Origin of the sequence: Burkholderia seminalis DSM 23518 (genome assembly GCF_902832885.1) — a bacterium.
GTDB lineage: Bacteria > Pseudomonadota > Gammaproteobacteria > Burkholderiales > Burkholderiaceae > Burkholderia > Burkholderia seminalis.
Genome location: NZ_CADFDK010000002.1, coordinates 60,904 through 78,297, shown reverse-complemented (window position 1 = coordinate 78,297; position 17,394 = coordinate 60,904). Strand labels below are relative to the sequence as shown.

General features: G+C 67.0%; 20 protein-coding genes. 8 read left to right on the top strand and 12 right to left on the bottom strand.

Annotated features, from left to right (window positions below):
* Window positions 1-238: 238 nt before the first annotated feature.
* The 4 genes from HWX00_RS06795 to HWX00_RS06780 are packed head-to-tail and all read right to left on the bottom strand — an operon-like array spanning window position 239 to window position 1,256.
* Entirely contained in the window at window positions 239-445 is a 207-nt protein-coding gene (locus HWX00_RS06795; RefSeq protein ID WP_034189686.1) for a hypothetical protein, read from the bottom strand.
* 9 nt (window positions 446-454) lie between these two features.
* On the bottom strand, window positions 455-667 hold the full coding sequence (rpsU, locus tag HWX00_RS06790) for a 30S ribosomal protein S21 (protein WP_034189687.1): 213 nt from the start codon (window positions 665-667) through the stop codon (window positions 455-457).
* A gap of 47 nt (window positions 668-714) precedes the next feature.
* Window positions 715-924 carry a hypothetical protein gene (locus HWX00_RS06785; protein ID WP_034189782.1) on the bottom strand — a complete coding sequence of 70 codons (210 nt, stop codon included), beginning with the start codon at window positions 922-924 and terminating at the stop codon, window positions 715-717.
* Between the two features lie 47 nt (window positions 925-971).
* Window positions 972-1,256 (bottom strand): hypothetical protein, encoded by a 285-nt coding sequence (locus HWX00_RS06780; protein WP_034189783.1) that lies wholly within the window; start codon window positions 1,254-1,256, stop codon window positions 972-974.
* Between the two features lie 248 nt (window positions 1,257-1,504).
* Between HWX00_RS06780 and HWX00_RS06775 the strand changes: the two genes are divergently transcribed.
* A complete protein-coding gene (locus tag HWX00_RS06775; RefSeq protein ID WP_034189688.1) occupies window positions 1,505-1,717 on the top strand; it encodes a hypothetical protein in 213 nt (70 codons plus the stop codon).
* A gap of 202 nt (window positions 1,718-1,919) precedes the next feature.
* Here the strand turns inward: HWX00_RS06775 and HWX00_RS06770 are convergent, their stop codons facing one another.
* Together HWX00_RS06770 and HWX00_RS06765 are read right to left on the bottom strand one after the other, a co-directional pair.
* Window positions 1,920-2,123, bottom strand: coding sequence for a cold-shock protein (locus HWX00_RS06770; protein WP_034189689.1), 204 nt, complete (start codon window positions 2,121-2,123; stop codon window positions 1,920-1,922).
* A gap of 235 nt (window positions 2,124-2,358) precedes the next feature.
* Complete coding sequence (locus HWX00_RS06765; protein ID WP_034189690.1) at window positions 2,359-2,643, bottom strand: hypothetical protein; 285 nt, start codon at window positions 2,641-2,643, stop codon at window positions 2,359-2,361.
* 454 nt (window positions 2,644-3,097) lie between these two features.
* Here HWX00_RS06765 and HWX00_RS06760 point away from each other — a divergent pair, with 454 nt between their 5' ends.
* The 4 genes from HWX00_RS06760 (at window position 3,098) to HWX00_RS06745 (ending at window position 7,557) form a co-directional block, all read left to right on the top strand.
* Window positions 3,098-3,313, top strand: coding sequence for a hypothetical protein (locus HWX00_RS06760; RefSeq protein ID WP_049035401.1), 216 nt, complete (start codon window positions 3,098-3,100; stop codon window positions 3,311-3,313).
* 149 nt (window positions 3,314-3,462) lie between these two features.
* Window positions 3,463-5,847, top strand: a complete 2,385-nt coding sequence (locus HWX00_RS06755; protein ID WP_175027238.1) for a DNA polymerase II — start codon at window positions 3,463-3,465, stop codon at window positions 5,845-5,847.
* 153 nt (window positions 5,848-6,000) lie between these two features.
* Complete coding sequence (locus HWX00_RS06750) at window positions 6,001-6,324, top strand: DUF4148 domain-containing protein (protein ID WP_175027237.1); 324 nt, start codon at window positions 6,001-6,003, stop codon at window positions 6,322-6,324.
* Window positions 6,325-6,432: 108 nt separating this feature from the next.
* Window positions 6,433-7,557 (top strand): J domain-containing protein, encoded by a 1,125-nt coding sequence (locus tag HWX00_RS06745; RefSeq protein WP_175027236.1) that lies wholly within the window; start codon window positions 6,433-6,435, stop codon window positions 7,555-7,557.
* 33 nt (window positions 7,558-7,590) lie between these two features.
* Here HWX00_RS06745 and HWX00_RS06740 read toward each other — a convergent pair whose 3' ends face one another.
* A complete protein-coding gene (locus tag HWX00_RS06740; protein ID WP_034189695.1) occupies window positions 7,591-8,508 on the bottom strand; it encodes a LysR family transcriptional regulator in 918 nt (305 codons plus the stop codon).
* Between the two features lie 119 nt (window positions 8,509-8,627).
* Here HWX00_RS06740 and HWX00_RS06735 point away from each other — a divergent pair, with 119 nt between their 5' ends.
* The 3 genes from HWX00_RS06735 to HWX00_RS06725 are packed head-to-tail and all read left to right on the top strand — an operon-like array spanning window position 8,628 to window position 12,355.
* Window positions 8,628-9,815, top strand: a complete 1,188-nt coding sequence (locus tag HWX00_RS06735; RefSeq protein WP_059556361.1) for a M20 aminoacylase family protein — start codon at window positions 8,628-8,630, stop codon at window positions 9,813-9,815.
* Window positions 9,816-9,870: 55 nt separating this feature from the next.
* Entirely contained in the window at window positions 9,871-11,043 is a 1,173-nt protein-coding gene (locus tag HWX00_RS06730; protein WP_175027235.1) for a porin, read from the top strand.
* A gap of 16 nt (window positions 11,044-11,059) precedes the next feature.
* Window positions 11,060-12,355, top strand: a complete 1,296-nt coding sequence (locus HWX00_RS06725; RefSeq protein ID WP_175027234.1) for an MFS transporter — start codon at window positions 11,060-11,062, stop codon at window positions 12,353-12,355.
* Between the two features lie 146 nt (window positions 12,356-12,501).
* Here the strand turns inward: HWX00_RS06725 and HWX00_RS06720 are convergent, their stop codons facing one another.
* The 5 genes from HWX00_RS06720 to HWX00_RS06700 all read right to left on the bottom strand — a co-directional run bounded on the left by HWX00_RS06720 (window position 12,502) and on the right by HWX00_RS06700 (window position 17,384).
* A complete protein-coding gene (locus HWX00_RS06720) occupies window positions 12,502-13,407 on the bottom strand; it encodes a LysR family transcriptional regulator (protein WP_034189699.1) in 906 nt (301 codons plus the stop codon).
* 76 nt (window positions 13,408-13,483) lie between these two features.
* Window positions 13,484-14,728: an acyl-CoA dehydrogenase family protein gene (locus HWX00_RS06715; RefSeq protein ID WP_059556363.1), complete on the bottom strand. Its 1,245-nt coding sequence runs from the start codon at window positions 14,726-14,728 to the stop codon at window positions 13,484-13,486.
* A 34-nt stretch (window positions 14,729-14,762) separates the two neighbouring features.
* Window positions 14,763-15,521 carry an SDR family NAD(P)-dependent oxidoreductase gene (locus HWX00_RS06710; protein ID WP_124670711.1) on the bottom strand — a complete coding sequence of 253 codons (759 nt, stop codon included), beginning with the start codon at window positions 15,519-15,521 and terminating at the stop codon, window positions 14,763-14,765.
* A gap of 7 nt (window positions 15,522-15,528) precedes the next feature.
* Window positions 15,529-16,293, bottom strand: a complete 765-nt coding sequence (locus HWX00_RS06705) for an SDR family oxidoreductase (protein WP_175027233.1) — start codon at window positions 16,291-16,293, stop codon at window positions 15,529-15,531.
* Between the two features lie 59 nt (window positions 16,294-16,352).
* Entirely contained in the window at window positions 16,353-17,384 is a 1,032-nt protein-coding gene (locus HWX00_RS06700; RefSeq protein ID WP_049032068.1) for a phosphotransferase, read from the bottom strand.
* Window positions 17,385-17,394 lie beyond the last annotated feature (10 nt).

Genomic DNA, 17,394 nt, shown 5'->3' with positions numbered 1-17,394 from the left:
CGATGCCACGCGTACTGCATCGCACGTCGCCGAAAAACTGCAAGTCGCCAGATATTCCAGCCCGAAGGGCTCCGGCCCTTGCACGACAACACCTGCCTGCCGTCGCTCATCAGGCCACATAACGCCCGAGCGGCGATCCCTGCCCCGTACGCCCTAATGGCGCAGATCGACGTATCGGGGTCGGGATATGCATCGTCCATCTATTCGTTACTGGTGCCCACAGCGAATCAAACCCACCTCACCCCTGAACGCTGAGCGCCTTCTCGAGCGCGGCGATCAGCTTGAACGCATCGTCCCGCCCGATCAGAAAACCGCGGCTGGTGTACTCGCATCCGAACGCATAGAAGCTCGGCAGCAGTGTCACCATGTCCTTCTGCCGATCGAGATCGACTTCACATTTCGTCAACGGGAAGAACGGGGGTGCCTCGGCCGGCATGTTGTACACGATGTTCTCCTAGTACATTTTGCGCGGCGGCAGCATGCGCTTCGCACGCAGGCGCTGCCTGGCCACGGCGCTGGCCTTTTTCCGCTTGCGTTCGGTCGTCGGCTTTTCATAGCCGGTGCGACTGCGCAGCTCCCGGATCAGCCCGGTTTTCTCGATGCCGCGGCGGAATCGCCGCAGCGCGACATCGATCGGTTCGTTGACCTTCAGCGTAATGGTTGTCATCAGGGTCCTGTTTCAGGGAAAGGAAAAGGGAAAGGGGGAACGCAAAACTAGCCAAGCCGTGTCATGACGGCACTCGCGATCCCGTCCGACTCGAATTCCGAATATCCGGCTCCGATCGACAGTGCGCGTACCGCCGCGAACATCTGCAGTTCCTGCTGATGGCACAGCGCCGAATCGGCGACTCCGGCAGGCACGGCCGTGCCCGTCCACGTCACCTCGCGTCGTCCGATCAATCCAAGCAGTTCATCGACAATCATTTCGCTCTCCGAATTCATCACGCATTGCATTGCCCGACCGCGTCGCATCAAAGCGAGGCGGCGAAGAAATCCTGTTTGTCGCGATTGCTGTCGATGATGCTCTCGGCGAAGCGCAGCGAAGCGCGACGCGCGTCGCCGGCGTTGTCGAACGGGCGACGCTCACGCACCATGAAAGTCTGGCTGCGGGTCAGCGTATCGTCGGTGCCGCGAAGGCAAATCTTGACCGCCGCGTCGAAACCGGCATCGTAGTTGTGCGGGCTGCCATTGGGCGCCGGCACGTGAGGGTAAATCAGTGGATAAATCTCGAATCCACGGTAGATATGCATGCTCATGACGAACTCCTGGCGTTCGGCCACGGCGCATCGCATGGGCGAACACATCCGGCCTGCATCCCCGTTGCGGGGCGGGCAGGTAGGGTGAATGGGACAACGTTGCAGCGCGGAGGCGGGGCGATGCAGCAAGCGGGTATTGGGAGGGGCGAGCGGCCGGTGGGCGGATGCCGGCTCGAATGAACCCATCATACGCGCATCGTTTGTCGGACGCCCAACTAATTCCGGGTTGCGCGCGACCAGGCGCGCGGGTGCAGCCGGACGGCACACGGTGTCCGGCCACGAAGCCGACACTCGCCGCGCCATCCGATCCGGATCGCGATTACGGCGCCGGCAAGCGCTTCTTCGGGCGCGATTTCGTGAGTGCGGCGGGTTTGGGCGGCACCCAGTTCAATGCGGTGCCGAGCCTGGGCAGCATGATGGCCGGCTTGGCGCGCGGCGGCGGCTTGTTGCTGCGGGACTGACTTCGGGTCATGCGGGTTCTCCTGCCGCACCGCTTGCGCGATCCGATGAGCGTGACGCGTCAAATCGCGCGCGCGGCCGAACACGCGCACGGCGATGCATGCCCGGGATCGGCATGCGCGCGAGTTCGACGGCGGTGCGTCACCCGTGAAGCGGCGACGACGCGCCGCCTCATGAACGATGCTGACGCACCCGGGCAATGAATTACAGCGGGGTGATGTTCGCTGCCTGCAGGCCCTTGGGGCCCGTCTTCGTCTCGTAGCTGACCTTCTGGCCCTCGGCGAGCGTCTTGAAGCCCTCACCGCGAATCTCGGAGAAGTGGGCGAACAGATCGTCGCCGCCGCTGTCGGGCGTGATGAAGCCGAAACCCTTGCTGTCGTTGAACCACTTGACGGTACCGTTATCCATGTTAGATCTCCTGAAAGTATGGACGAGCGCACGCATCCGAAAAGACGCGGACACAAAAAAATAATCAAGGAGGGAGAGGACAACGAATACCGCAGGCTGCGGTCGATGATGAGCAGCAATCGCGCTTCTTGAATACTTACGCGGCCGACAGTACGCCTCGTCAACAGGTGTGTCAAGCGCTTTCGGTCGAGGGGCAGAACGCGCGGCCGTCGTTCGCACCGTCCCGACGACACGCTCAGAGGGACGCCAGCAAGCGCAACTGATGTTCGGTTTCGGTACCGTTGATCAACGCGAAGAACGCGGTCTCGCGACGCTCGATCGCCGACAGACCCTCGGTGTCGGAGAAGATGTTCCATGCGACGCCGTCGACATGCGCGAACCGGCCGCGCGACCGTGCAAACGCCCGCAACAGCGGGCTCGCCTCGCGGCGAAGCACCCGGCGATCTTCATTCAATACGTACGGCGCCCAGCCGGCACGCAGGACGAGATAACAGGGAATGGCACTGCGATCGATTTTCATGGGCACGCCGTTTCTTCCGGAGGTACGTTGCCGATCTCGCTCGTGTCGACGCGAACCACTGAACAGCGCTTGCTCCACTATACGCGCTACCGCTGCCGTGCATGCCGTCGCCGCGGCGCGAAGGCCCGTCGCGGCTGCGGAAATCCGCTCGAAATTTCGCTATACAAACGGATTGAACGGCGTACGATCGAGGCGACGGATGACCGGCGGCCGATTCCGGCGCGTTGCGCCGCGTCCCTCCTTGAATTCGATCGGGCCCCTCACCGCGACCGATCGCCCCGGCGCCGTCGAGCGGCCGTGATGCCCCCTTCCTGTCCCGTCGCTTGAGCGTGGCTCCGAAGCAGTTCCGGAGCAGCGGGCTTTCTCCTCTCCCTGCGGGCGGCATCCGGTTTGCCGGTCCATTCTTCCCCCTCCCGCGCCAGCCCACTCGCGGTAACCCGACAGGGAGGCGCCCATGCGCTTCGACACGACACGTTTCCGGATCGACCCGACACCGCGCAGGGCGGACGGCGAATACATCGCGCATGCGCGGATCACCACGATTCTCCTGGACGGAGATGAACGGGAAGTGCACGCCAGCGGCGATCTCGCCGGCTTCGATGCGCGCGATGATGCAGTCGCCTACGCGACCCAATGGGCCAAAGGATGGCTGAGCGCGCAGTTCGGTTGAGCACGGACGATCCGCAACCGGGCAGGCAACCCGCCGCCGCGGAACGCGAACCGTTCGAGCGCTGCCGGCTTCGCGCGCGGCCGGCGCGAGCGTGAACCCGGGCCAGGCGCTAAAATCCGCCGCCTGGGCATTCACGACGAGCAAGCGTTTTGACGGCGTTCGAGCAGGGTTTCATCCTCACCCGCCACTGGCGGGACACCGCATCCGGCATCGAGATCGAGTTCTGGCTGGCAACCGAACACGGTCCGCGCCGCGTGCGCTTGCGCCCGCAGGAAGCCGTCGCGTTCATTCCGGCCGAACAGCAGGCACTCGCCGAACGCGCGCTGGCCGGCGAGCGCGAAGCCGAATTGCGTCCGCTCGCGCTGCGCGACTTCCGGCAGCGCCCGGTCGTCGGCCTCTATTGCAAGCGCTACCGTCATCTGTCCGCGCTCCAGAAGCGCCTGGCCGCCGCCGGCGTCGACGTCTACGAGGCCGACGTGCAGCCGCCCGACCGCTACGCGATGGAGCGCTTCATCACGGCGTCCGTGCAGTTTCGCGGCCAGCCCGGCCGCGACGGCACGCTGACCGTCGCCGAGCTGAAGCCCGCCGACGGCTACCGCCCGACGCTGCGCTGCGTGTCGCTCGACATCGAAACCAGCGTCCACGGCGAACTGTATTCGATCGCGCTCGAAGGCTGCGGGCAACGCCAGGTCTACATGCTCGGCCCGCCCAACGGCGATGCAAGCGGCGATGCCGGCCCCCTCGATTTCGACCTCGACTACTGCGATACCCGGCCCGCGCTGCTCGCGCGGCTCAACGAATGGTTCGACGCGCACGATCCCGATGCGGTGATCGGCTGGAACCTCGTGCAGTTCGACTTGCGCATCCTGCATGCGCATGCGGAGCAATACGGCATCCCGCTGAAGCTCGGGCGCGGCGGCAGCGTGCTCGACTGGCGGGCGCACGGCCAGCAGCCCGACCACTTCTTCGCGGGCGCGGCCGGCCGGCTGATCCTCGACGGCATCGACATGCTGAAATCCGCGACGTGGACCTTTCCGTCGTTCAGCCTCGAGTACGTGTCGCAAGCGCTGCTCGGCGAAGGCAAGTCGATCGACAACCCGTACCAGCGGATGGACGAAATCCAGCGCCGCTTCGATCACGACAAGCCGGCGCTCGCACGCTACAACCTGAAGGACTGCGAGCTCGTCACGCGTATTTTCGACAAGGCCGACCTGCTGTCCTTCGCGCTCGAACGCGCGAGCGTCACGGGCCTCGCGGCCGATCGCACCGGCGGCTCGGTCGCGGCGTTCACGCACCTGTACCTGCCGCGCATGCACCGGCTCGGCTACGTCGCGCCGAACCTCGGCGACGTGACGGGACAGAACAGCCCCGGCGGCTTCGTGATGGATTCGCGCCCCGGGCTGTACGACTCGGTGCTCGTGTTCGACTACAAGAGCCTTTATCCGTCGATCATCCGCACGTTCCTGATCGATCCGGTCGGCCTGATCGAAGGACTCGCGAACCCCGGCGACGACGCCTCGGTGCCCGGCTTTCTCGGCGCGCGTTTCTCGCGCACCGCGCATTGCCTGCCCGATGTCGTGCGCCGCGTATGGGAAGGCCGCGACGATGCGAAGCGGCAGCGCAACGCGCCGCTGTCGCAGGCACTGAAGATCATCATGAATTCGTTCTACGGCGTGCTCGGCTCGACGGGTTGCCGCTTCTTCGACCCGCGCCTCGCGTCGTCGATCACGATGCGCGGCCACGAGATCATGCACCGCACGCGCGAGCTGATCGAGGCGCAGGGTTACGAAGTGATCTACGGCGATACCGATTCGACGTTCGTGTGGCTCGGCCGCGCGCACGACGACGACGAGGCCGGCGCGAAGGGCCGCGCGCTCGTCGGGCACGTGAACCGCTGGTGGCAGGCGCACCTGCGCGACCGCTTCGGGCTCGACAGCGCGCTGGAACTGCAGTACGAGCGGCACTACCGCCGCTTCCTGATGCCGACCGTGCGCGGCGCGGAAGAAGGCAGCAAGAAGCGCTACGCGGGCCTCGCGGCCGCGGCCGGCGGCGGCGAGGACCTCGTCTTCAAAGGGCTTGAGACGGTACGCACCGACTGGACGCCGCTCGCGCAGCAGTTCCAGCGCGAGCTGTACCGGCGCGTGTTCCGGCGCGAGCCGTACCAGGATTTCATCCGCGACTACGTGCGGCGCACACTGGCCGGCGAATTCGACGACCAGCTCGTCTACCGCAAGCGCGTGCGCCGGCCGCTGCGCGAATACGAACGCAATGTGCCGCCGCACGTGCGCGCCGCGCGGATCGCCGACGAGTTCAACCACGCGCAGGGCCGGCCGCTGCAGTATCAGCGCGGCGGCTGGATCAGCTACGTGATGACGACGGCCGGCCCCGAGCCGCTCGAAACGATGCGCTCGCCGATCGACTATGCGTTCTACCTGAGCCGCCAGCTCCAGCCCGTCGCCGACGCGATCCTGCCGTTCCTGCGGGACGATTTCGAGCGCGTGATCTCGGGGCAGGGGCAATTGTTCGGCGACTGACGCGCCGGCGCCGCGCGGCTCATTCTTACTCGTTCTGAAACACTGCTGGAACGGATTCTCCATTTATCCGGGCGGTGCGGGTTCCTAAACTTGCATCGTCGGTTCAGCCAAGCGAATGCGTGCAGGACCGTAACGAAACCGTCTGAGGAAACCGTGAAATCCGTCATCGTCACCATCGCCGCCGTCGCCGCTACCGCCACCGCTCTACTCGCCGCGCCGGCCGTGTCGTACGCGCAGTCGTCTCACTCGACGCTCACGCGCGCCCAGGTCCGTCAGGAGCTGTTCGACCTCGAATCGGTCGGCTACGTGCCGGTTGCCGCCGACGGTGACAACTATCCGGGCGACATCGTCGCCGCGCAGGAACGCCTGGCCGCCAAGCGCCTCGCCGAACGCGAGCACGCCGAGGCGGCCTACGGATCGAACGGCGCACCGGCTACGGAAGCGGGCACGCCGGCGGTGGCGACCGTGAAGCCGTAACGCGCGCGGCCGGTTGCGTCGGGACAGAACGCCGCCGGGCCGCTCGCCGCGCGTCCGGCTAAAATACCGGCCTGCCGCGCCTCCCGCCGCGGCCGGAGAACCTTCATCATGACCGCACGTCGCGGTGCCGCGGTCGTCATCGCACCCGGCCACGAAGCAGCCAGCCTGTCGAAAGCCCAGAAAACGTTCAATACGCTCGTCAAGCAGATCGAGCAGCGGCGCGAGCGGCTCGGCGCGTGGGACGCCGTGATGCCCGCATTCCAGAAGAAATTCGTCGACGGGCTGCTGCCGCTCGAACAGGCGTCGACCGCGTTGCGGATCCGCTTGCTCAATCTGCTCGACGACGCGTTCCTGCAGAAAGGCTTGAGCAAGGCCGAGCAGCGCACGCTGTCCGCGCTGATCGCCGACATGGCGCGCAACCTGCTCGACTTCAGCGACGACGCGCAGTTGAAAATCATCTACAACCGGCACGCCAAATCGGACGACGACCGCCCGGCGGCCGATCGCGCACCGGCGAAGCAGCATGCGGAGCCGACTCCCGACGTGGCGCCGGCGGACGATCTCGACATGCTGTCGCCCGACGAACTCGCCGAGCGCATGCAAGCCGAGCTGGACGAACAGTTCGAGCGCGACATGGCCGCCCACGAGACCCGCGAGGCACAGCGCGCCAAACGCAGGAAAGCACCCCGGCAATCGGCCGCGGCGGCGAGGCGCGAAGCCGAGCAGGCCGAATCGAGCAAGTCGATCCGCGAGGTCTATCGCAAGCTCGCGAGCGCGCTGCACCCCGATCGCGAAACCGATCCGCAGGAGCAGGCACGCAAGACCGTGCTGATGCAGCGGGTCAACCACGCGTATGCAAAAGGCAACCTGCTGCAATTGCTGGAACTGCAGCTGGAGATCGAACAGATCGACCGGCGCGCGATCGACGGCCTGAGCGAAGACCGGCTGACCCGCTACAACGGCATCCTGGAGGAGCAGATTCGCGAGCTGGATCAGGAGATCCGGCACGTCGAGAACGACTTCCGGCGAACTTACGGGATCGCGCCATCGGTCAAGCTGGCGCCCGATACCGTGATGCGCACGCTCACGCGCGACATCGCCGCGATGCAGCGCAGCAACCACGACCTGACCGTGACGCTGCGCGAGTTCGACGATCCGGAAAACGTCCGCGACTGGCTGAAGGACATGAAGCGCCGGCCGGCTTCGTCGCACTTCGACGACGATTCTTTCTAGGCGCGTCGCCGAGCAACCCGCAGTTGCCGAGCATCAACGCGACGGAACCTTCCCGACGACCGGCTGCGATGCGAATGCGGTTTCGACATACGCGAGGAAGTCGGAGGCGGGCCGCGTCAGCTGCAGCCCCGGTGGCGTGAGCCGGTACAGTTGAAGCGGCGGCGGTGACATCGGCAGCGGCAACGGCGTCAGCTTCTGGCCGAAAACGGTCTCGGCAAGCGAGTGCCGGGTCCACGAAAAGACGGCGTCGGTGGTCAAGAGCAGGCTGTAGAACAGCGCATACGACGTACAGCGGGTGACGCAGTGCGGCGGCGGCAGCCCCGCCCGCTCGTGCAGATCGCGGATGTACGCGGGAAAGCTCTCGCTCGCGTCGGCGTGGATCCACTCCGCTTCGCGCAGCGCATCGAGCGACGTCGCGCCGGCAAAACGTCCGTTCTCGCGCGTGACGAACACGGTGTCGAAGGCGCGAATCGCCTTCACGTCGGCCGATTCGGCGAGCGGGCCCGTGACGGCCGCAAACGCGAGGTCGAGTGTCCGGTTGCGCAACTGCTCGGCGAGCTGGGTAAACGTCAGCTCGCGCAGTTCGCACTCGACGTGCGGCCAGTGACGGCGAAACGTCGCATACGCATCCGCGAAGCCCGTCACCGCGACGATCGGCGTGAAGCCGATCACGAGCCGGCCGTCGCGCAAGCCCTTCATGTGCGCCATGTCCTCGCGCGCCCGTTCGAGCTCGCGGACCACCGCCTGCGCACGCCCGAGCAGCGCGTCGCCTTCCGGCGTCGGCACGACGCCCCACGGCATGCGCTCGAGCAGCGGCACGCCGAACTCGTTCTCCATCTCCTGGATCGCCTTGCTGACCGCCGGCTGGGTCACGTGCAGCGCGGCTGCGGCGCCCTTGATGCTGCCGGCCGTCGCCACGGCGACGAGTGCGCGCAATTGATGGGTTTTCATGATGTGGAATGTATCACCGGAAGTTATTTATATCAAAATTGGTGAGTTTTTTGAGCGGGTGGGTCTCCCTATGCTTGGCCGTGACGGTCGCGAGGCGGCCGATCTCATGGAGCTCATCAATGACGCAGGACCTTGCTCACGTGCTCGCGGCCATCCGCGAGTCCGAGTCCCGATTCATCGCGATCCGGCGCGACATCCACGCCCATCCCGAACTCGGCTTCGCCGAAACCCGCACCGCGCGGCTCGTCGCCGAACGGCTGGCCGAATGGGGCTATGACGTGACGACCGGTGTCGGCGGGACCGGCGTCGTCGGCCGGTTGCGGCGCGGCGCATCGGCGCGCACGCTCGGCCTGCGCGCCGACATGGACGCGCTGCCGATCCAGGAGGCGACCGGGTTGCCGTATGCGAGCACCGTCGAGCGCACGATGCACGCGTGCGGGCACGACGGCCATACGGCGATCCTGCTCGCCGCGGCGCACTATCTCGCCCGCCAGGGGCGTTTCGACGGCACGCTGAACCTGATCTTCCAGCCGGCCGAGGAAGGGCTCGGCGGCGCGAAGCGGATGATCGACGACGGCCTGTTCGAGCGATTCCCGTGCGAGCGAGTGTATGCGCTGCACAACGCGCCGGGCGTGCCGGTCGGTCATTTCGCGCTGCGCTACGGCCCGATGATGGCATCGTCCGATTCGGTGACGATCACGCTGACCGGCAATGGCGGCCACGGGGCGATGCCGCAGCTCGCCAGCGATCCGATCGTCGCGGGCGCATACATCGTCACCGCGCTGCAGTCGATCGTCTCCCGCAACATCGACCCGGCGAAGCCGGCGGTCGTGACCGTCGGCACGTTTCACGCAGGCACCGCGCCGAACGTGATTCCGCACAGCGCAACGCTGCAGTTGTCGGTGCGCGCACTCGACGCGGCCACGCGCAATGAAATCGAGGCGCGAATCCACCGGATCGTCGACACGCATGCGCAAGCGTACGGCATGACCGCGCAGGTCGACTACCAATCGATCTCGCGCGTCGTCGACAACAACCCTGCCGCGTCGGATCTCGCGGTGGAGACCATCGCGGCGCTGGCCGGCGACGGCGCGCTCACGCTCCTGCCCGACGGCGTGATGGGCAGCGAGGACTTCTCGTGGATGACCGAATGCGTGCCGGGTTGCTACGTGCTGCTCGGCAACGGCGTCGATTCGCAAGGCGGCTGTTCGGTGCACAACCCCGGTTACGACTTCAACGACACCGCGCTGAGTTGGGGCGCGGCCTATCTCGCCGGGGTCGCCGAGCGCTACCTGAAGGTCATCTGACGAGCGCGTGCGGGGAAAGGCGACGTATCCGCTGCCATCACGATAAGGAATCCAAATGAAAAAACGAATTGCACTGAGCGCCGCCTGCCTTGCACTCGGCGCAGGCCACGCGCGTGCCGTGCCGTACCAGGACACGCTGCTCGCCGCCGTCCCCGAGTACAACGGCCGCATGGCGGAAGGCGTCGCACTGTACGGCTCGGTGGACATGGGGATCAATTACCAGACGGTCGGCGGCCGCTCGTTGTGGCAGACGCAGAGCGGCGGTGAGTGGACGTCGAAGTTCGGCCTGTTCGGCCGCGAGAACCTCGGCGGCGGCTGGCGCGCCGAGTTCAATCTCGAGAGCGGATTTCTCGCCAACAGCGGTGCGCAGCAGGACCCGCAATCGACCTACAACCGGCAATCCTGGGTCGGCCTGTCGTCGGACAGCTACGGGCGGCTGCGTTTCGGCAAGCAGATCGGAACGGCACTGCCGCTGTTCATCGACGTGTTCGGCACGGTGGGCACGAACTCGGTCTATACGTGGCTCGGTGCGGCGACGGTGCAAACGAGCCGTGGCGTCGGCTACAACTCGGACCTCGGCCCGGGCGCGACACAGTTGCCGGCGCGCATCGACAACGCGATCACATACCGCACGCCGATCGTCGCCGGCACCACGTCGCTGATGCTGATGCTCGCCCCGAGCAACGTGGCCGGACGCGCACCGGCCGCCTCCGCACAAGGGGTGCTGCTGCAGTGGTACAACGGCACCACCTATCTGGCGGCGAGCTACAACCAGGCCTGGGGCGTCAATGGCGCGAGCACCGTGCGCAACGACCTGTACGGATTCGGCGTCGTCCACGACACCGGGCGGCTCGTGCTGTCCGCGTCCTTCAACCAGTACGCGCCGAAGCTGGCCGGCGACGGTATCGCGCGCGTCTACACGGTCGGCACGATCGTGCCGTTCGGGGTCAATGCGATCCGCGCGTCGGTCGTCTACCGCGACACGTCGGGCGTGCGCGACGGGACCGGCCGGCCGGCGAAGGACTCGGCGCTCGGCGTGATGCTCGGCTACGACTACCTGCTGTCGAAGCGCACCGGCCTCTATGCCCGCGCCGGTTTCATCCGCAACTACGGGATCTCGACCGTCCTGCTGAACGGCAATCCGTTGCCGACCGAGCCCGGCAGCACCGCGCCGCGCACCGGGACGACGCCGGTCACGATGTCGCTCGGCATGTATCACAACTTCTGACCGGGGCCGCTCCTCGATGAACACACTGAATCGCACGGCCGCCCTCCCGGCGGATGCCGGACAGCGCCCGATGCGCCGCACGATCGTCGCGGCCGCACTCGGCAACGGGCTCGAATTTTTCGATTTCACCGTCTACAGTTTTTTCGCGGCACTGATCGGCAAGCTGTTCTTTCCCGCCTCGAGCGACACGGGCGCGTTGATGCTGTCGCTCGCGACGTTCGGCGTCGGCTTCGTCGCGCGGCCGCTCGGCAGTGTCGCGATCGGCGCGTATGCGGATCGCGTCGGGCGCAAGCCGGCGCTCGTGCTGACCGTCGCGTTGATGGCGCTCGGCACCGGGCTGATCGGTTTCGCGCCGACCTACGCGCAGATCGGCATCGCGGCGCCGTTGCTGATCGTCGTCGGGCGTCTGCTGCAGGGGTTCTCGGCCGGCGGCGAAGTGGGCGCGGCGACGACGTTGCTGATGGAATCGGGCGGCACCCGCCGGCGCGGCGAACTCGTGAGCTGGCAGATGGCGAGCCAGGGCGGAGCGGCACTCGTCGGCGCACTCGTCGCGCTGACGCTGTCACGCACGCTGTCGCCCGACGCGCTGCATGCGTGGGGCTGGCGTGTGCCGTTCATGCTCGGCCTGCTGATCGGGCCGGTTGGATTCTACCTGCGGCGTCACCTCGACGACACGCTGCCGCACGCGACATCCGGTGTTATGCGCGAGCGCGTGCGCATTCCATGGCGGTTGATCGCGGCTGGCACGTTGCTCGTGATCGGCGGCACGTCGACGATGTACACGATCGTGTTCTTCCTGCCGTCGTTCCTGACGTTGACGACGGGTATGCCGGCATCGGTATCGCTGCTGTCGGGCTGCACGGCCGGCGTCGTGCTGCTGGCCGGCTCGCCGTTCGCGGGACGGCTCGCGGACCGGCTCCGCCGCCGCAAGCCGCTGGTGCGCAGCGTCTGCGTCGCGTCGGCCCTGCTCGTCCTACCCGCCTTTTACGCGATGCACGCGTGGCCGTCGGTGACGACCGCCATCGTCGTCGTCGCCCTTCTGATCGGCCTGATGACGCTGTCGAGTCCGGCCTGTTTCGTGATGATCCTCGAGGCACTGCGCCCCGAAGTGCGCGCGACGTCGCTCGGGATGATCTATGCGCTCGGCGTCACGATCTTCGGCGGCTTTGCGCAACTGATCGTCGGCATGATGTGGCGTGCGACCGGCAGCTTCTATGCGCCTGCCTGGTATGTGATGGCCTGCTGCGCAGCCAGTCTTGCCGGCCTCGCGTTGTTCACGGAGGAAACCGGTGGCGACGGCACACGCGGGTAAGCGGTTCGGCGTAGGCGCCGCGACGCATCGGAGAGGCGCCGCCGGTCGAATCGTCGTGCTACGGGATGAGCCGCAGCTTCGGCCACGAAGCCGAGCATGACGACACGTCGAGGGCGATGCCGAGTGGCCGTTGCTGCCCGGCTGCGTCACCGCACGTCGCCGATCCCGCCCATCAGCGTCATCAGTTGCTCGCGCAGCCACTGGCTGCCCTGGTCCTGATCCGCGCTGCGGTGCCAGTAGCAGAAGTAGTCGAGCCCCGGCATCTCGAACGGCAGTTCGAGGATGCGCGCCGGATAGCGCTGCAGCAGCCGCAGCGGCGCGGTGAGCGCGAGGTCGCCGCGCATCGCGATCAGCGGCGCGACCATGTAGTGCTGCACGCGCATCTGGATGTTGCGGCGCAGCCCGAGGCGCGTCAGTTCCGCATCGACGTGCCCGCTGCCCTTGCGGCGGCTCGACACGTGGATGTGCCCCATCGACAGGTAGTCGTCCATGGTGAGCGTGTCGCCCCTGAACGGATGATCGTCGCGGATCATGCACGCGTAGCGGTCACGCACGAGCAACGCCTGGTGCAGATGCGGATCGCCGATCAGCGGCGCGTCGATCGCGATGTCGACCGAGCCGTTCGCGAGCGCGGTCGCGACTTCGCGGCGATCCATCGTGTAGCTGCGCACGTGCATGCCGGGCGCATGCGTCTGCAGCAGCTCGCCGAGCGCGGGCAGCAGCAGCGCTTCGGTCAGGTCGCTCATGCTGAGCCGGAACACGCGCTCCGAAGACGCCGGATCGAACACGTCGCCTTCGTGCGCGCTCGAATCGAGCAGTTGCAGCGCCTCGCGCACGCGGCCGACGATGTTCTCGGCCATCGGCGTCGGCATCATCCCGGCCGGCGTGCTGACGAACAGCGGATCGTTCAGCGTCTTGCGCAGCCGCGCCAGCGCATTGCTGACGGCCGGCTGCGTGAGGTTCAGCACCTCGGCCGCGCGCGTCAGGTTGCGCTTGTTGTAGATCGCCTCGAATACGACGAACAGGTTCAGATCAATCTTCGTCAAGCGCATCGCCGGATCTCCTTGCCGGCATCTTACGGCGCGCGCCGCTCGTTCGTCCATGTCGCCCGGCCGATCGTGCCGCCGCTCAGCCGCGCGGCGGCGGCGTCAGGTAAGGCGCCGTCGAACCGGGCTCGCCGTCCTTGATCTCCATCCGCGCGATCGCCTGCAGGTGCACCTCGTCCGGGCCGTCGGCGAAGCGCAGCGCGCGGCCCCACGTCCACAGGTCGGCGAGCGGCGTATCGGGGCTCAACCCCGCCGCGCCGAACACCTGCATCGCGCGGTCGCATACGTCCGTATAAACCGTCGGCACGAGCGCCTTGATCATCGAGATTTCCTTGCGCGCGGCCTTCGCGCCGACCTTGTCGATCATCCATGCGGCCTTCAGTACCAGCAGGCGCGCCTGATCGATCTCGATGCGCGAGCGTGCGATCCATTCGCCAACCGTGCCATGCCGGTTCAACGGCTTGCCGAACGCGACACGCGACTGCGCGCGGTCGACCATCAGCTCCAGCGCCAGTTCGGCCGCGCCGATCGAGCGCATGCAGTGGTGGATGCGCCCCGGCCCGAGGCGCGCCTGCGCGAGCGCGAAGCCGCTGCCTTCCTCGCCGAGCAGGTTGCGCGCCGGCACGCGCACGTTGTCGAACGTGATCTCGCAGTGCCCTTCCGGCGCGTAGTGGTTGACCACCGTGATGTTGCGCACGACCGTCACGCCCGGCGTGTCGCGCGGCACGAGAATCATGCTCTGCTGCCGGTGCGACTCGGCGTCGGGATCGGTCTTGCCCATCACGATGAAGATCTTGCAGTTCGGATGCGCGGCGTTCGTGATGAACCACTTGCGGCCGTTGATCACGTATTCGTCGCCCACGCGCTCGATGCGCGTCGTGATGTTGGTCGCATCCGACGACGCCACGTCCGGCTCCGTCATCGCGAACGCCGAGCGGATCTCGCCGCGCAGCAGCGGCAGCAGCCACTGTTCGCGCTGCTCGGGCGTCGCGAACATGTGCAGCAGCTCCATGTTGCCGGTGTCCGGCGCGTTGCAGTTGAACACTTCCGACGCCCAGCCCACGCGCCCCATGATCTCGGCGAGCGGCGCGTATTCGAGGTTCGTCAGGCCCGTCCCGGGCTCGTCGTCCTTCAGGTGCGGCAGGAACAGGTTCCACAGCCCTTCCGCCTTCGCACGCTCCTTCAGTTCCTCCATGAACGACACCGGATACCGGCCCGCGTGCACTTCCTCGTTCCACTGGCGGATGCGCGGCACGATGTGCGCGTCCATGAACGCGCTCACACGTTCGCGCAGCGCCTCCACTTTCGGGGTATAGCCAAAGTCCATGATCGACTCCTCGAGATTGTCGTGTTCCGTTCGGTCAGAAGGCCGAGACGCCGCCGTCGACGGCGACGGCCTGCCCGGTCAGATAAGTGTTTTCCTTTGCGCACAGCGTCAGCATCGTCGCGACGATTTCGTCGGGCCGGCCGAGCCGCTTCATCGGCGAGCCCTGCGCGAGGAAGTCCTGGCGCTCGCCGATATCGCTGTCGGTGACCATCGGCGTCGTGCTGTAGAACGGGCACACCGCGTTCACGCGGATGCCGTGGCGCGCGTATTCGAGCGCGGCCGTTTTCGTCAGCCCGACCACCGCATGCTTCGACGCCGCGTACGCGGCGAGCTTCGGCGCGCCGCCGAGCCCGGCCATCGACGCGACGTTCAGGATCACGCCTTCGCGCTGCGCGAGCATCTGGCGGATCTGATGCTTCATCCCGAAGAACACGCCCTTCGCGTTCACCGCGAAGCTCAGGTCGAGATCGGCTTCGTCGGTATCGATCAGCGCCTTCAGCGGCGGCGCGATGCCCGCGTTGTTGATGCCGACGTCGAGCCGCCCGAAGCGCGCGGCGGCCTCATGCACCAGCGAAGCCACCTCTGCTTCGACGCGCACGTCGCAACGCTGCGCGATCACGTCGGCACCGGCCGCGCGCAGCGGCGCGGCCACGCGTTCGAGCGCGTCGCCGTTCAGGTCGCCGAGCGCGAGCCGCGCGCCCATCGCGGCGAGTTCGCTCGCGAGCAACGCGCCGAAGCCGCTCGCGGCGCCGGTGATCATCACGGCCTGCCCGGCGTAGCTGTCGATTTTCATCGCGCGCTCAGATCGTCAGGCCGCCGTCGACGACGATGCATTCGCCGTTCGTGTAGCTTGCCGCATCCGACACGAGGTACAGCACGGTGCCGGCCATCTCGCGCGGCTCCGCGTGGCGCTTCAGCGGGATCTTCGCCTTCCACGTCTCGTAGATGTCCTTGTCGGCGAACAGCGCGCCCGCGAACTTCGTCTTCGTGAGCCCCGGCAGCAGCGCGTTCACGCGGATGCCGAGCGGCCCGCATTCCTTCGCGAACGCCTTCGTCATGTTGACGACGGCCGCCTTCGTGATCGAGTAGATGCCCTGCCGGTCGCCCGGCTGCAGCGCGTTGACCGACGCCGTGTTGACGATCGCGCCGCCGCCGTGTTCCTTCATCAGCTTGCCGGCCTCGACCGACATGAAGAAGTAGCCGCGGATGTTCACGTCGACGGTCTTCTCGTACGCGGCGAGATCGGTATCGAGGATATGCCCGAAATACGGGTTCGCGGCCGCGTTGTTCACGAGGATGTCGAGCCGCCCGTGCTTGCCGCGAATGGTCTCGAACGTCGCGGCGATATCCTCCAGGCGCCCGACGTGACACGCCAGCGCCTCCGCGCGGCCGCCCGCCGCGACGATCGCGTCGGCCACGGCCTGGCAGTCGTCGAGCTTGCGGCTCGACACGATCATGTGCGCGCCCTGCTCCGCGAGCAGCTTCGCGATTTCCTCGCCGATGCCGCGGCTTGCGCCCGTCACCAGTGCGATCTTGCCCGTCAGGTCGAACAGGTTCGTTGCCATGTTGCTGTGCTCCTCCATTGATTGGATTGTCGTGTCGCCGCCCGGCGACCCTGGCGCGCTCAGCGATGCGCGTCGATCACGCCGACCGCCAGTTCGGCGAGCCGGCCGGCCATTTCGCCGACACGCAGCGCCTGCTCGCTCGATGCGTTGCCCTGCAGCGCGCGCGCCTTCACGCCCTGCGCGATCGCCGCGAGCCGGAAGAAACTGAACGCGAGGTAGAAGTGCCAGTCGCGAATCGGCGCGATGCCGCGCAGCTCGCAATAGCGCGCGACGATCGCCGCTTCGTCGGGAATCCCGAGCGCCGCGCGATCCTGGCCCGCGAGCCCGCGCACCTGCCCGCCGGACGGCAGCCGCAGGCACATGCAGAAATACGCGAGATCGGCGAGCGGGTTGCCGAGCGTCGACAGTTCCCAGTCGAGCACGGCCTGCACGCGATAACCGTCATGCGCGAACATCAGGTTGTCGATCCGGAAATCGCCGTGCACCAGCGCCGGCCGGCCCGTATCCTCGGGGCACGCGTTCGGCAGCCAGTCGATCAGCGTCTCCATCGCGTCGAGGCGCCCCGTTTCGGCCGCGCGATACTGCTTCGTCCACACGCCGATCTGGCGCTCGAAGTAGTTGCCGGGGCGGCCGTAGTCGGCCAGGCCCACCGCGTCGACATCGACGTCGTGCAGTGCGGCCATCGTCCGCAGCAGCGCGTCGTAGCACGTCGCGCGATCGGCCCGCGGCAGTTCCGGCAGCGCGGGATCCCAGAAGATCCGGCCGTCCTCGAAACTCATCACGTAGAACAGGCTGCCGATCACGTCGCGGTCCTCGCAGAGGTGATACGGGCGCGCGACCGGCACCGCGGTGCCCGACAGCGCGGTCAGCACGCGGAATTCGCGGTCGACCGCGTGCGCGGACTTCAGCAGTTCGCCCGGCGGCTGGCGGCGCAATACATAGCGGCCGCTCTTCGCGTTCAGCAGGAAAGTCGGATTCGACTGGCCGCCGGCAAACTTCTCCGTGTCGACCGGGCCTTCGAAGCCCGGCACATGCGTTTCCAGATAGCGCGTCAGGCGGGCTACGTCGAGTTGCTGGGAAGGGTTCGTCATCGTCGCGATC

Coding starts and splice junctions, on each gene's coding strand:
- rpsU (WP_034189687.1), bottom strand. CDS start 667: ATGACAACCATTACGCTGAAGGTCAACGAACCGATCGATGTCGCGCTG.
- HWX00_RS06785 (WP_034189782.1), bottom strand. CDS start 924: ATGATTGTCGATGAACTGCTTGGATTGATCGGACGACGCGAGGTGACG.
- HWX00_RS06780 (WP_034189783.1), bottom strand. CDS start 1,256: ATGAGCATGCATATCTACCGTGGATTCGAGATTTATCCACTGATTTAC.
- HWX00_RS06770 (WP_034189689.1), bottom strand. CDS start 2,123: ATGGATAACGGTACCGTCAAGTGGTTCAACGACAGCAAGGGTTTCGGC.
- HWX00_RS06765 (WP_034189690.1), bottom strand. CDS start 2,643: ATGAAAATCGATCGCAGTGCCATTCCCTGTTATCTCGTCCTGCGTGCC.
- HWX00_RS06760 (WP_049035401.1), top strand. CDS start 3,098: ATGCGCTTCGACACGACACGTTTCCGGATCGACCCGACACCGCGCAGG.
- HWX00_RS06745 (WP_175027236.1), top strand. CDS start 6,433: ATGACCGCACGTCGCGGTGCCGCGGTCGTCATCGCACCCGGCCACGAA.
- HWX00_RS06740 (WP_034189695.1), bottom strand. CDS start 8,508: ATGAAAACCCATCAATTGCGCGCACTCGTCGCCGTGGCGACGGCCGGC.
- HWX00_RS06735 (WP_059556361.1), top strand. CDS start 8,628: ATGACGCAGGACCTTGCTCACGTGCTCGCGGCCATCCGCGAGTCCGAG.
- HWX00_RS06730 (WP_175027235.1), top strand. CDS start 9,871: ATGAAAAAACGAATTGCACTGAGCGCCGCCTGCCTTGCACTCGGCGCA.
- HWX00_RS06725 (WP_175027234.1), top strand. CDS start 11,060: ATGAACACACTGAATCGCACGGCCGCCCTCCCGGCGGATGCCGGACAG.
- HWX00_RS06720 (WP_034189699.1), bottom strand. CDS start 13,407: ATGCGCTTGACGAAGATTGATCTGAACCTGTTCGTCGTATTCGAGGCG.
- HWX00_RS06715 (WP_059556363.1), bottom strand. CDS start 14,728: ATGGACTTTGGCTATACCCCGAAAGTGGAGGCGCTGCGCGAACGTGTG.
- HWX00_RS06710 (WP_124670711.1), bottom strand. CDS start 15,521: ATGAAAATCGACAGCTACGCCGGGCAGGCCGTGATGATCACCGGCGCC.
- HWX00_RS06705 (WP_175027233.1), bottom strand. CDS start 16,293: ATGGCAACGAACCTGTTCGACCTGACGGGCAAGATCGCACTGGTGACG.
- HWX00_RS06700 (WP_049032068.1), bottom strand. CDS start 17,384: ATGACGAACCCTTCCCAGCAACTCGACGTAGCCCGCCTGACGCGCTAT.